The sequence below is a fragment of the Escherichia sp. 10290 genome (assembly GCF_030295155.1).
Taxonomy (GTDB): Bacteria; Pseudomonadota; Gammaproteobacteria; order Enterobacterales; family Enterobacteriaceae; genus Escherichia; species Escherichia coli_F.
In genome coordinates this window covers 1,043,652-1,056,098 of record NZ_AP025741.1, presented here as the reverse complement: position 1 = coordinate 1,056,098, position 12,447 = coordinate 1,043,652, and the positions used below count along the sequence as shown (strand labels likewise).

Annotated in this window: 14 protein-coding genes; 7 read left to right on the top strand and 7 right to left on the bottom strand. The window is 50.2% G+C overall.

Annotated features, from left to right (window positions below):
* Window positions 1-73: 73 nt before the first annotated feature.
* Genes rimK through QUE74_RS05020 form a run of 3 tightly spaced genes read right to left on the bottom strand, consistent with a single transcriptional unit; the run spans window position 74 to window position 2,030 of the window.
* The gene (rimK, locus tag QUE74_RS05030; RefSeq protein WP_000684370.1) at window positions 74-976 is read right to left on the bottom strand and encodes a 30S ribosomal protein S6--L-glutamate ligase; all 903 of its coding nucleotides are present in this window, start codon (window positions 974-976) and stop codon (window positions 74-76) included.
* Between the two features lie 60 nt (window positions 977-1,036).
* Window positions 1,037-1,759 (bottom strand): nitroreductase NfsA, encoded by a 723-nt coding sequence (gene nfsA, locus QUE74_RS05025; RefSeq protein ID WP_000189133.1) that lies wholly within the window; start codon window positions 1,757-1,759, stop codon window positions 1,037-1,039.
* The gene (locus QUE74_RS05020; protein WP_001201580.1) at window positions 1,743-2,030 is read right to left on the bottom strand and encodes a DUF1418 family protein; all 288 of its coding nucleotides are present in this window, start codon (window positions 2,028-2,030) and stop codon (window positions 1,743-1,745) included. The genes nfsA and QUE74_RS05020 overlap by 17 nt, the downstream gene beginning before the upstream one ends.
* Before the next feature lie 159 nt (window positions 2,031-2,189).
* Between QUE74_RS05020 and grxA the strand changes: the two genes are divergently transcribed.
* Window positions 2,190-2,447 (top strand): glutaredoxin 1, encoded by a 258-nt coding sequence (grxA, locus tag QUE74_RS05015; RefSeq protein ID WP_001195227.1) that lies wholly within the window; start codon window positions 2,190-2,192, stop codon window positions 2,445-2,447.
* A gap of 32 nt (window positions 2,448-2,479) precedes the next feature.
* Here the strand turns inward: grxA and QUE74_RS05010 are convergent, their stop codons facing one another.
* Window positions 2,480-2,854 (bottom strand): inner membrane protein YbjM, encoded by a 375-nt coding sequence (locus QUE74_RS05010; RefSeq protein WP_000681109.1) that lies wholly within the window; start codon window positions 2,852-2,854, stop codon window positions 2,480-2,482.
* Window positions 2,855-3,123: 269 nt separating this feature from the next.
* Between QUE74_RS05010 and QUE74_RS05005 the strand changes: the two genes are divergently transcribed.
* Window positions 3,124-4,809, top strand: coding sequence for an aspartate:alanine antiporter (locus QUE74_RS05005; RefSeq protein WP_001024882.1), 1,686 nt, complete (start codon window positions 3,124-3,126; stop codon window positions 4,807-4,809).
* A gap of 174 nt (window positions 4,810-4,983) precedes the next feature.
* On the opposite strand, the gene rcdA is transcribed toward QUE74_RS05005, so the two are convergent.
* Window positions 4,984-5,520 carry a DNA-binding transcriptional regulator RcdA gene (gene rcdA / locus QUE74_RS05000; protein ID WP_001295289.1) on the bottom strand — a complete coding sequence of 179 codons (537 nt, stop codon included), beginning with the start codon at window positions 5,518-5,520 and terminating at the stop codon, window positions 4,984-4,986.
* An 83-nt stretch (window positions 5,521-5,603) separates the two neighbouring features.
* On the opposite strand from rcdA, the gene QUE74_RS04995 reads away from it, so the two are divergent.
* The 3 genes from QUE74_RS04995 (at window position 5,604) to ybjH (ending at window position 7,997) form a co-directional block, all read left to right on the top strand.
* On the top strand, window positions 5,604-6,812 hold the full coding sequence (locus tag QUE74_RS04995) for an MFS transporter (protein ID WP_000217874.1): 1,209 nt from the start codon (window positions 5,604-5,606) through the stop codon (window positions 6,810-6,812).
* Window positions 6,812-7,627: a 5-amino-6-(5-phospho-D-ribitylamino)uracil phosphatase gene (ybjI, locus tag QUE74_RS04990; protein WP_001353328.1), complete on the top strand. Its 816-nt coding sequence runs from the start codon at window positions 6,812-6,814 to the stop codon at window positions 7,625-7,627. Before QUE74_RS04995 ends, ybjI begins: the two co-directional genes overlap by 1 nt.
* 85 nt (window positions 7,628-7,712) lie before the next feature.
* Window positions 7,713-7,997, top strand: coding sequence for a protein YbjH (gene ybjH, locus QUE74_RS04985; protein ID WP_000605918.1), 285 nt, complete (start codon window positions 7,713-7,715; stop codon window positions 7,995-7,997).
* Window positions 7,998-8,037: 40 nt separating this feature from the next.
* On the opposite strand, the gene mdfA is transcribed toward ybjH, so the two are convergent.
* Window positions 8,038-9,270, bottom strand: coding sequence for a multidrug efflux MFS transporter MdfA (gene mdfA / locus QUE74_RS04980; protein ID WP_001353329.1), 1,233 nt, complete (start codon window positions 9,268-9,270; stop codon window positions 8,038-8,040).
* Between the two features lie 285 nt (window positions 9,271-9,555).
* Between mdfA and ybjG the strand changes: the two genes are divergently transcribed.
* Together ybjG and deoR are read left to right on the top strand one after the other, a co-directional pair.
* Window positions 9,556-10,152, top strand: a complete 597-nt coding sequence (gene ybjG / locus QUE74_RS04975; RefSeq protein ID WP_001354870.1) for an undecaprenyl-diphosphate phosphatase — start codon at window positions 9,556-9,558, stop codon at window positions 10,150-10,152.
* Between the two features lie 57 nt (window positions 10,153-10,209).
* Window positions 10,210-10,968 (top strand): DNA-binding transcriptional repressor DeoR, encoded by a 759-nt coding sequence (gene deoR, locus QUE74_RS04970; protein WP_000450117.1) that lies wholly within the window; start codon window positions 10,210-10,212, stop codon window positions 10,966-10,968.
* Between the two features lie 47 nt (window positions 10,969-11,015).
* On the opposite strand, the gene dacC is transcribed toward deoR, so the two are convergent.
* Complete coding sequence (gene dacC / locus QUE74_RS04965; RefSeq protein ID WP_000195961.1) at window positions 11,016-12,218, bottom strand: serine-type D-Ala-D-Ala carboxypeptidase; 1,203 nt, start codon at window positions 12,216-12,218, stop codon at window positions 11,016-11,018.
* Between the last annotated feature and the right edge of the window lie 229 nt (window positions 12,219-12,447).

Here is a 12,447-nt window from a genome sequence, read left to right as displayed (position 1 = left end):
TCTTTCGATAAAAAGACCGGCACAGCTTACGCAAAAAGCGCAGGCAAAACCATGATCAGTAATGTGATTGCGACTAACCACCCGTTTTCAGGCAATATTCGGTCGTAGCGTGGCGTTCGATCCAGCGGATCATTTTACCCGCGATGTCAATACCGGTGGTTTTTTCTATTCCTTCCAGCCCCGGCGACGCATTCACCTCCATCACCAATGGCCCGCGATTAGCACGCAGAATATCCACACCAGCAACGTCCAGCGCCATCGTTCGCGCGGCTTTTATCGCGATTTCACGCTCCTGTGGTGTGATACTGGCAACGCTTGCCGCGCCACCTCGATGCAAATTGGAACGAAAATCGCCCTCTTTCGCCCGCCGTTCAATCGCAGCGACCACTTCATCGCCAACAACCAGGCAGCGGATATCGCACCCTTGCGCCTCTTTGATATATTCCTGCACCAGAATATGCGCGTTCAGACCGCGAAAGGCGTCAATCACGCTTTCCGCCGCCTGACGCGTCTCCGCCAGCACGACACCAATTCCCTGCGTACCTTCAACCAGCTTAACCACCAGCGGCGCACCACCGACCATGTCGATTAAATCGCTGGTATCATCCGGCGAATGCGCAATGCCCGTGACAGGCAGGTCGATGCCCTGACGCGCCAGCAGTTGCATCGAACGCAATTTGTCACGCGCCCGGGCAATGGCGACCGACTCATTGAGCGGATAGCTCCCCAGCATCTCGAACTGGCGCAGTGCCGCCGTCCCATAAAAGGTAATGGCGGTGCCAATACGCGGGATCACAGCGTCAAAATGGGGTAACTTGCGGCCTTTGTAGTGAATAGAAGACGCCGCAGGATTTATGTTCATGTAGCAAGAAAGCGGATCAAGAATTTCAACCAGGTGACCACGCTGTACAGCGGCTTCACGCAGCCGCTTACACGAATAGAGCGTTCCATCCCGGGACAATATGGCAATTTTCACCCTGCACCTCTCTGTCAGACCTGGTCAAAAGCCCGCGTATCATACATCGATGTGGCGGTTTTAGCGCGTCGCCCAACCCTGTTTGTGCAAATAATCCAGAATAAATGGGCGGCTTTCTTTAATGATTGTTCGGCGGATATGATCGCTCCAGGTATCCCTGCGATTATTGCTGCCACGGGTGAGGTAATATTCCGCCAGTTGTTCGTCATACTGCGCCAGTGCGTCTTTATCCAGCGGTTGATAGCTGTTTTCGTGCACCAAAATGGAAGCCGGTAAACGCGGCTTAAGATCTGGATTATCCGCAGGCCAGCCAAGGCACAGCCCAAACAGCGGCAGAACATGCTGCGGTAATTTCAGCAGTTCCGTCACCGCTTCAATATTATTGCGCAGGCCGCCGATATATACCCCGCCCAATCCCAGCGATTCCGCTGCGGTTAACGCATTCTGCGCCATCATTGCCGTATCAACGACACCGAGCAACAGTTGTTCCGCCAGGCCAAGTTGTGCATCCGGACAGATCTGTAAATGGCGGTTAAAGTCGGCACAGAACACCCAAAACTCCGCCGCTTTCGCTACGTGTTTTTGCCCGCCGGTCAGCGTCACCAGTTCATCACGTAACGCTTTGTCGGTAATGCGAATAATGCTACTGCACTGCAAAAAACTGGAACTGGACGTCGCACGGGCGCTGTTAATAATCGCCTCACGCTGCGCTTCGGAAATGGGTTCATCAGTGAAATGGCGAATGGAGCGATGGCCACAAATAAGTTCAATGGTTGGCGTCATTATCTTTTTCTCTTTCTGAACGTGAATATTGCGGTGGACGGTTCATCAGCTGTGGGGCAAGACGTTTTGCCACCTGAAGAATAACCACCACCGCAGCGGGAAGCATGAGCAAAACACCGAGAAAAATCATCAGAATCTGCACCTCTGGCCGAGAAAATGGCTCAGGCAGCGACAGGGAGCCGCTTACCGACAGCAGCGCCACCGCCAGCAACATCATTCCGATAAATTCCAGTATCAACACGCTTTTAGGCAATTTACCGATCGCGCGCATACGCTTCCCTCTGCAAAGTGAGCCTTCAGTCTAAAACTTTTCACTGTACTGTGTTTAACAGTTATAGCTTTTAGCAATTAATGCAACAGGTTAAACCTACTTTCAGCGAATACATTTTAGCGTGATCATTACAGGCATAAGTCTATGAGGAGAGAAACAATGCAAACCGTTATTTTTGGTCGTCCGGGTTGCCCTTACTGTGTGCGCGCAAAAGATCTGGCTGAGAAGTTGAGCAATGAACGCGATGATTTTCAGTATCAGTATATAGATATTCGTGCGGAAGGGATCACTAAAGAAGATCTACAACAAAAGGCAGGTAAACCCGTAGAAACCGTGCCGCAGATTTTTGTCGATCAGCAACATATCGGCGGCTATACCGATTTTGCTGCATGGGTGAAAGAGAATCTGGACGCCTGAGCGTCTGACAAGCCCTCGTGTTGAGGGCTTAATTAATTTTTTCTGTGCTGTGATTTAAACAAACTGCTGATAAATAAGAAACACAATGCCCCCAACGCACACCAGAACACCGCACTTAATAACCATGCCAGCTCTTGCCAGAATGAGCGCGTTGGTGAAAAAAACAGCCGCATTATGAGCATCGAACAGGGTGCCGCCAGCATTGCGCCAAACAGAGGTTTCAGGACTTCTCTACGCTGTGAAAAGAAGCTGGCAACCGCTCCAGGAAGAATGAAAAACAGCAAACCAATTTCAGGATGCCCGGCAGCCCGAAAAGCGCCTTTCATGTGCGTCGCCAGAAAAAGGCACACCACAATGAAGAGGACAAAACAGCAGATTGCCCCCGCCCAACGTTGTTTATGTTTCACTCGTTCCTCCTGACACTGCGTCTATCGAACACATTTTTCGCCAGTGTGGCGTTCAGTAAGATAAAGCCGCTTCGCATTCCATGCTAATATAGGCCAACGCAATTCATATAGCCGTTGATACCTAATGTGATTACACTAGTAAAATATATTGTTACTTTACTATCGTTTAGGTGCGCTGAATGAATCTGCGCCCTGAATTCTGGTAAAAAACATTATCGTAAATTACCATTTCTTTCAACAGCTTACTAGTAAACAAGAAGTTAGTCTCCGTGAATATAAACGTCGCCGAATTGTTAAATGGGAATTACATTCTGTTATTATTTGTGGTCCTCGCGCTTGGGCTATGTCTCGGAAAGTTACGACTTGGTTCGATCCAACTGGGTAATTCCATTGGCGTTTTAGTCGTATCGCTGTTATTAGGCCAACAACATTTCAGCATTAACACCGATGCGCTTAATCTTGGCTTTATGCTGTTTATTTTCTGCGTCGGGGTCGAAGCCGGACCGAACTTTTTTTCCATTTTTTTTCGCGATGGGAAAAATTACCTAATGTTAGCACTGGTGATGGTTGGCAGTGCGCTGGTGATCGCCTTAGGGTTAGGTAAGCTGTTTGGCTGGGATATTGGCCTGACGGCCGGTATGTTAGCAGGCTCTATGACGTCAACACCGGTTTTGGTCGGTGCTGGCGATACACTGCGTCATTCCGGCATGGAAAGCAGGCAGCTCTCACTGGCACTGGATAATCTGAGCCTCGGGTATGCCTTAACCTATTTAATCGGTCTGGTGAGTTTGATTGTTGGTGCGCGTTACTTGCCGAAATTGCAGCATCAGGACTTACAGACCAGCGCCCAGCAAATCGCCCGCGAACGTGGCCTGGACACAGATGCCAACCGTAAGGTTTATTTGCCGGTGATCCGCGCCTACCGCGTCGGCCCGGAGCTGGTGGCCTGGACCGATGGCAAAAATCTGCGTGAACTGGGTATTTATCGGCAAACCGGCTGTTACATTGAACGTGTTCGGCGTAACGGGATTCTGGCAAATCCAGACGGTGATGCCGTACTACAAATGGGCGATGAAATAGCGTTGGTAGGCTATCCCGACGCCCACGCCCGACTCGATCCCAGTTTCCGTAATGGCAAAGAAGTTTTCGATCGTGACCTTCTCGACATGCGTATCGTCACTGAAGAAGTGGTCGTTAAAAACCATAACGCTGTAGGCAAACGTCTCGCACAACTGAAGTTGACCGATCACGGTTGCTTCCTTAACCGCGTCATTCGTAGCCAGATTGAGATGCCGATTGATGACAACGTCGTGCTTAACAAAGGTGACGTTTTACAAGTCAGCGGCGATGCCCGTCGCGTAAAAACCATCGCCGATCGCATCGGCTTTATCTCGATTCACAGCCAGGTCACTGACTTGCTGGCATTCTGCGCCTTCTTTGTTATTGGGCTGATGATCGGGATGATCACCTTCCAGTTCAGCACATTCAGTTTCGGCATGGGGAACGCTGCCGGGTTGTTATTCGCCGGAATTATGCTGGGCTTTATGCGCGCTAACCACCCGACCTTCGGTTACATTCCGCAGGGTGCATTAAGCATGGTGAAGGAGTTCGGCTTGATGGTGTTTATGGCAGGCGTTGGTCTGAGCGCTGGTAGCGGTATTAATAACGGCCTGGGCGCGATTGGCGGTCAGATGTTGATTGCCGGATTGATTGTCAGTCTGGTGCCAGTGGTTATCTGCTTCTTGTTCGGTGCTTATGTATTGCGAATGAACCGCGCACTGTTGTTCGGCGCAATGATGGGCGCACGCACCTGCGCGCCGGCAATGGAGATCATCAGTGATACAGCTCGCAGTAATATCCCGGCGCTGGGCTATGCGGGCACTTACGCAATCGCCAACGTCCTGCTGACGCTGGCAGGGACACTCATCGTCATGGTATGGCCAGGATTAGGATAAAACTGAAGTTGCCCTGAAAATGAAATTTTTTTGCACAACCGCAGAACTTTTCCGCAGGGCATCAGTCTTAATTAGTGCCACTGCTTTTCTTTGATGTCCCCATTTTGTGGAGCCCATCAACCCCGCCATTTTGGTTCAAGGTTGGTGGGTTTTTTGTTATCTAAAATTTATCTACTACCCTGCAACCCTCTCAACCATCCTCAAAATCTCCTCGCGCGATAGCGGCTTACGGTCGGTGACAAAATGCAGCGTCATCCCCTCAATAAACGCATCAAGCGCGCGGGCGGTTCCGGGTTCAAACCATTGTTCGAGCGTTTGCTGACTGCGCTGCATCCAGTTTTGCATTACCGTTTTTAATAGCGGTTTTCGGCTAGCCAGCGCGTAGAGCTGGTACATCAGCTCCATGTTATCCGGCGTTGCAACCTGTGAGCTGTAGATCATATCGGTGATAGCCTGGCATGCGCCCGGAGCATCACTAACATCGCTAAAAAATGCCTGATATTGCCGGGACATGATCTCAGTAAAACTGCTGAACGCCTCCAGCAACAACTCATCAATTCCTGAAAAATAGTAGGTCATCGACCCCAACGGTACCCCGGCAAGGGTAGCAATTTTGCGGTGCGTAACGGCATGTATTCCGTAAAGTTTCACCGCCTCCAGCGTGGCCTGGATAATTTTTTCTCGCCGTTGCGGATCGTTAGCGCGACGCATGTCATTTCCTCTCTCTGCAATTGTGTACAAATGTACACAACCTTGCTAATGTTGTCTTCCCTCTTCTTATTTTGACGTGATCTATGACCGTAAATTCTTCACGTAATGCATTGAAACGCCGAACCTGGGCGCTGTTTATGTTCTTCTTTTTGCCGGGCCTGTTAATGGCGTCCTGGGCAACTCGTACACCTGCTATCCGCGATATTCTTTCTGTTTCGATCGCTGAAATGGGCGGAGTCCTCTTTGGTCTGTCGATCGGTTCAATGAGCGGTATTCTCTGCTCGGCGTGGTTAGTGAAACGCTTTGGGACGCGTAATGTCATCCTGGTCACGATGTCCTGCGCATTGCTCGGGATGATGATATTAAGCCTGGCGCTCTGGCTGACATCGCCCGTGCTCTTTGCCGTTGGTCTCGGCGTCTTTGGGGCTAGTTTTGGTTCTGCAGAGGTGGCGATAAACGTTGAGGGTGCCGCCGTTGAGCGAGAAATGAATAAAACGGTTTTACCGATGATGCACGGTTTTTATAGCCTGGGCACGCTGGCAGGCGCTGGTGTCGGGATGGCACTGACGGCCTTTGGCGTTCCGGCAACGGTGCATATTTTATTGGCGGCACTGGTAGGCATCGCGCCTATTTATATTGCTATTCAGGCAATACCTGACGGTACTGGCAAAAATGCTGCCGATGGCACGCAGCATGGCGAAAAAGGTGTACCTTTTTATCGCGATATCCAGTTGCTGCTGATTGGTGTCGTGGTTCTGGCGATGGCCTTTGCCGAAGGTTCTGCCAACGACTGGTTACCCTTATTAATGGTTGACGGTCACGGTTTTAGCCCCACTTCCGGCTCGCTGATTTATGCCGGTTTTACCCTGGGGATGACCGTTGGACGCTTCACCGGCGGTTGGTTCATCGACCGTTACAGTCGCGTTGCCGTGGTACGGACCAGTGCACTAATGGGAGCGTTGGGTATTGGGCTGATTATTTTTGTCGATAGCGCCTGGGTCGCTGGGGTCTCTGTTGTACTTTGGGGACTGGGTGCCTCGCTGGGCTTCCCACTGACCATTTCTGCCGCCAGCGATACCGGCCCCGATGCACCGACCCGCGTCAGCGTGGTAGCAACGACCGGTTATCTGGCTTTCCTCGTCGGGCCGCCGCTGCTGGGCTATCTCGGCGAACATTATGGATTACGTAGTGCAATGCTGGTTGTACTGGCGCTGGTTATTCTTGCGGCTATTGTCGCGAAAGCCGTCGCCAAACCCAATACCAAAACGCAGACGGCGATGGAGAATAGTTGATGAGCATTAAATTAATTGCGGTAGACATGGATGGTACTTTCTTAAGCGATCAAAAAACCTATAACCGTGAGCGGTTTATGGCTCAGTATCAGCAGATGAAAGCACAAGGCATTCGCTTTGTGGTCGCCAGCGGGAATCAATATTATCAGTTGATCTCTTTCTTCCCTGAAATTGCTAATGAAATTGCCTTTGTGGCAGAAAACGGCGGTTGGGTTGTAAGCGAAGGCAAAGATGTTTTTAATGGCGAGCTGTCGAAGGATGCGTTTGCTACTGTGGTGGAACATTTACTGACGCGCCCAGAAGTGGAAATTATTGCCTGCGGAAAAAATAGCGCCTATACCCTCAAAAAATATGACGATGCCATGAAAACGGTGGCGGAAATGTATTATCACCGTCTGGAATACGTCGATAACTTTGATAATTTAGAAGATATCTTCTTTAAGTTTGGCCTGAATCTTTCCGATGAACTGATACCACAAGTGCAAAAAGCATTACATGAGACCATCGGCGATATTATGGTGCCGGTCCACACCGGCAACGGCAGCATCGATCTGATTATCCCCGGCGTACATAAAGCGAATGGCCTGCGCCAACTTCAGAAATTATGGGGAATAGACGACAGCGAAGTGGTGGTCTTCGGCGATGGTGGTAACGATATTGAGATGCTGCGTCAGGCAGGCTTTAGTTTTGCGATGGAAAATGCCGGCAGCGCGGTCGTCGCAGCGGCAAAATACCGGGCAGGCTCCAATAATCATGAAGGTGTACTGGATGTGATCGATAAAGTTCTTAAACACGAAGCGCCTTTTGATCAATAAAAACGGTAGCACGCCCGGCAACACAAAGCCTGAATGAAGGCTGCATAATTCGCAGAAATTAACCCGCTGCATTATTTCAGGCGAAATGATTATGAGAAATTGTCTACTGTTGGGCGCGCTTTTAATGGGCTTTACTGGTGTGGCGATGGCGCAAAGTGTCACCGTCGATGTGCCGAGTGGATACAAAGTGGTTGTGGTCCCTGATTCAGTCAGCGTTCCACAAGCAGTCAGCGTCGCGACTGTGCCGCAAACCGTCTATGTGGCTCCTGCGCCAGCTCCGGCTTACCGCCCGCATCCGTATGTTCGCCATCTTGCCAGCGTAGGTGAAGGGATGGTTATCGAACACCAGATTGATGACCATCACCATTAATTTGAAAATGCCTGATTGCTTTGCGCAATCAGGAATTTTTTTACCCTTCGTGCGAATTTCCCATCTGTTTATCTTTTAAAAAGATAACCATCAGCAGCAGCCACAAAATCCCGTTGGCAAGGTTGAAGAGATTAAACAGGCCGTTGCCCCCATTCAGCCAGGCATGTTTGCTGATTTCAATACCGACGGTAAAAATAAGCATTTGCAACATTCCCATCGCCGCAGAAACCGTACCTTTACTCATATCGCTGGCAAACAGGGTCAATCGCACCAATCCCGCATTCGCCAGGCCAATACCGAAAGCATAAATACTTAACCCGGCGGTCATCCACAAATACGCGTGCGATGAGATAACCGTTGCCGCAGCAGCGACCAATAGGCCAATCATAATCGGCCAGCCGCCCATAATAATCAATGAACGTACGGTGCGGCGCGAGGTCAGACGCGCTAGCAGCAAGTTACCCGCAATTAATGCCCCGAAAATAGGCACTTGCAGCAAGCCATATTCATAGCTACTCAACTGCTCGCCGGTAATGATGATAATCGGCGACTGGGCGATCCACGCCAGCAACGGCAGGCTAACAAATCCCAGCGCCAGTGCCCCTGCCACAAAGCGACCGTTCTTCAGCACCAGCTTATAGTCACGACCGAGTTCTTTCAGCGACAGTTTCTCGCCTATACGCGTGGCGGTTTCAGGCATGGCTCGTTGCAGACCGAAAAAGGAGATCGCTGCCAATGAGGCAAACAAGACGAACATCCCTTCCCAGGGCAGCACATGGATCCACGCCGCGCCCACCAGCGGACCAAGTAGCGGAGCAATCAGCGCCACGTTCGCCATCAGCGCGGTGATCTTGATACAAACCGCCTCTTCGAAGGACTCCTGAATTGCGGCGTAACCCACAGCGCCAATGAAACAGAGGCTTATGCCCTGCAAGAAGCGCAACAGCGTGAATTGTTCAATGTTTTGCGCCAGTAATATCGCCAGACAAGTGATGATAAACCACACTACTCCCGCCAGCATCACCGGACGGCGACCAATACGATCCGACAGTGGTCCCAGCAGCCACTGTAAAAACATCCCGCCCGCCAGATACGCGGTCATCGAAGTAGGAACCCAATCAATGCCCGCCTGATATTGTTCCACCACGGCCAACATACCGGGTTGAATCATATCGTTGCCGATATAGGTTGAAAATTCGTAAAGCACCAGACAGAGAGGGAAAAGTAACGCCTGACGTCCAAGCCTGGCACCGGAAGCTAATCTATTTTGCATGCAATTTCTTCGCCAATAATAATCGCGCAAAGTTTAATAAAAGCGCAGCTAACGAGAAAGCGAATTTTGTAGCTGAAACTTCGGTTAAGCACATTCTTACATTATTGCGAGTATAGCTACGCTTTCTTTAAGTTTTATTTAACCTATGCTCGTTACAATCACCCACCGTAAACAGGGCCGCTTGAGGGAAATAAGACGATGCCGCTTTACCCAGTTTAACCTGCACTTTATTCTCAACGACTTGCCTGTATTGGCTCCCTTTTAATCACTTTGCGTCGGGAAGTTATGCTGGAAAATTTGAATCTCTCTCTATTCTCTCTTATTAACGCGACGCCAGACTCGGCTCCGTGGATGATCTCGTTGGCGATTTTTATTGCTAAAGATTTGATTACCGTGGTGCCGCTGCTGGCCGCAGTACTTTGGTTGTGGGGGCTTACAGCACAACGGCAACTGGTGATAAAAATCGCTATCGCGCTGGCGGTCAGCCTGTTAGTGTCCTGGACGATGGGGCATCTTTTCCCACACGACCGACCCTTTGTCGAGAATATCGGCTATAACTTCCTGCATCATGCGGCGGATGACTCATTCCCGAGCGATCATGGTACGGTAATTTTCACCTTTGCACTGGCATTTTTATGCTGGCATCGCCTGTGGTCCGGTTCCCTTTTAATGGTACTGGCTGTTGTCATTGCCTGGTCGCGCGTTTATCTTGGCGTGCACTGGCCGCTGGATATGCTCGGTGGATTGCTGGCAGGTATGATTGGCTGCCTTAGCGCTCAGATTATCTGGCAAGCGATAGGGCATAAACTCTATCAACGTCTGCAATCATGGTATCGCTTCTGTTTTGCATTACCGATCCGCAAAGGCTGGGTGCGTGACTGATCTCTGCTAAAAAGTGTAGTATTGAGCGGCTCGCTTCAATAACTATTCAGAGGGATTATGGAAACACGTCGCGAAGAGCGTATCGGGCAACTGCTGCAAGAATTAAAACGCAGCGATAAGTTACATCTTAAAGACGCCGCCGCCCTGCTTGGGGTTTCGGAGATGACGATTCGTCGCGATCTGAACAACCACAGCGCCCCCGTCGTTTTGCTTGGCGGCTATATTGTTCTGGAACCGCGCAGCGCCAGCCATTACCTGTTAAGCGATCAAAAATCCCGTCTGGTAGAGGAAAAACGCCGGGCGGCAAAACTGGCTGCGACGCTGGTAGAACCCGATCAGACCCTCTTTTTTGACTGTGGCACCACCACACCGTGGATTATTGAAGCGATTGATAATGAAATCCCTTTTACCGCCATTTGTTATTCGCTAAATACCTTTCTGGCACTGAAAGAGAAACCTCATTGCCGCGCGTTTCTTTGCGGTGGTGAATTTCACGCCAGCAACGCCATTTTCAAACCCATCGATTTTCAGCAAACGCTGAATAATTTTTGCCCGGATATCGCTTTTTATTCCGCGGCGGGGGTGCATGTCAGTAAGGGCGCTACCTGTTTTAATCTTGAAGAGTTGCCGGTAAAACACTGGGCCATGTCGATGGCGCAAAAGCATGTGCTGGTTGTCGACCACAGTAAATTTGGCAAGGTGCGTCCGGCACGCATGGGTGACCTGAAACGCTTTGATATTGTGGTGAGCGATTGTTGCCCGGAAGATGAGTATGTGAAGTACGCGCAGACGCAGCGTATTAAGTTGATGTATTAATGATGCATAACCGGATGACGTTTCCACGCCATCCGGTTATCACAAAATTATGAGAACCAGCTGCCGAACCACTGATGGAATTTCATCATCACGAAATCCCACATCCGACCAAAGAATCCACCCTCTTCCACATTTTCCATCACGATCAGCGGACGCTGTTCAATGGATTTACCGTTAAGCTGGAAATCAATGGTGCCGACAACCTGACCTTTTTTCAGCGGTGCGGTAAGCTGCGGTTCCGTTAATGTATAACTCGCTTTCAGGTTTTTCAGCTGCCCACGCGGTATGGTCACGGATCCCGCTTCGCCTGCCCCGAGATTCACTTCGCTCTTATCACCAAACCAGACGCGCTGAGTCACAAAGGTGGCATCAGGTTTAATTGGCGTCACGGTTTCAAAGAAGCGGAAACCCCAGGTCAATAATTTCTCAGACTCATTAAAACGGATACGGTCAGTTTTCGCCCCCAGCACTACGGAGATTAAACGCATATCGCCCTGGGTAGCCGAAGCAACCAGATTATATCCCGCGCCTGCCGTGGTTCCTGTCTTCATGCCATCAACATTCAGATTGCTGCTCCATAGCAGACGGTTACGGTTAGGCTGACGAATTTTGTTGAAGGTGAACTCTTTCTCTTTATGAATGGCGTACTCTTCTGGCACATCGTGGATCAATGCTTTACCCAGCAATGCCATATCGCGCGCGGTACTGAACTGCCCCGGCGCATCCAGACCGTGCACCGTCTGGAAGGTCGTGTTGGTCAGCCCCAGTTTTTTGGCATAACCATTCATCAAACCAATAAATGACTCCTGGCTCCCGGCAACGTAATCAGCCAGCGCAATACAGGCGTCATTACCGGACTGGATAATCACGCCTTTGTTCAAGTCTGCCACCGAAACCTGATCGCCTGGTTTGAGGAACATTACCGACGAACCACGCAGTGCCGGGTTTCCCGTCGCCCAGGCATCTTTACCGACCGTCACCATATCGGTGAGTTTAATCTTATCGGCCTTAAGCGCCTGCCCAACCACATAGCTGGTCATGATTTTAGTCAGGCTCGCGGGGTCCAGTTTCTCATCCGCATTGCCTTCTGCCAGCACTTTACCGCTGGCGTAATCCATTAAAATCCATGCACGCGCATCCACGCTCGGCGCTTCAACGGTTTGTTCCGCCGCGAATGCCGTTGGGGCAAAAAGGAATAAAAATGCAGAACCCGCTGCAAGACCACGAAGGAGAGAGGAGTATTGCGTCATAAATGCCACCCGAGTATCCATTCAAAAAAAATACGTTATATCGCCGTATGATAAGTTCGGTGATTAATAACGCACACACAAACTTAAAGAAACCGTAAGTTGGTAAAGTTTTTAAAGTTTATGCAATATCCTGCCGCTTCGCTGCTTCTGCCGTCATTTTTTTGCCAGCTGTTGCTTAAAAGTTAACTTTACTTCACCATCAAAGTCCTGTTCAGCCTGTGGCTGCCTG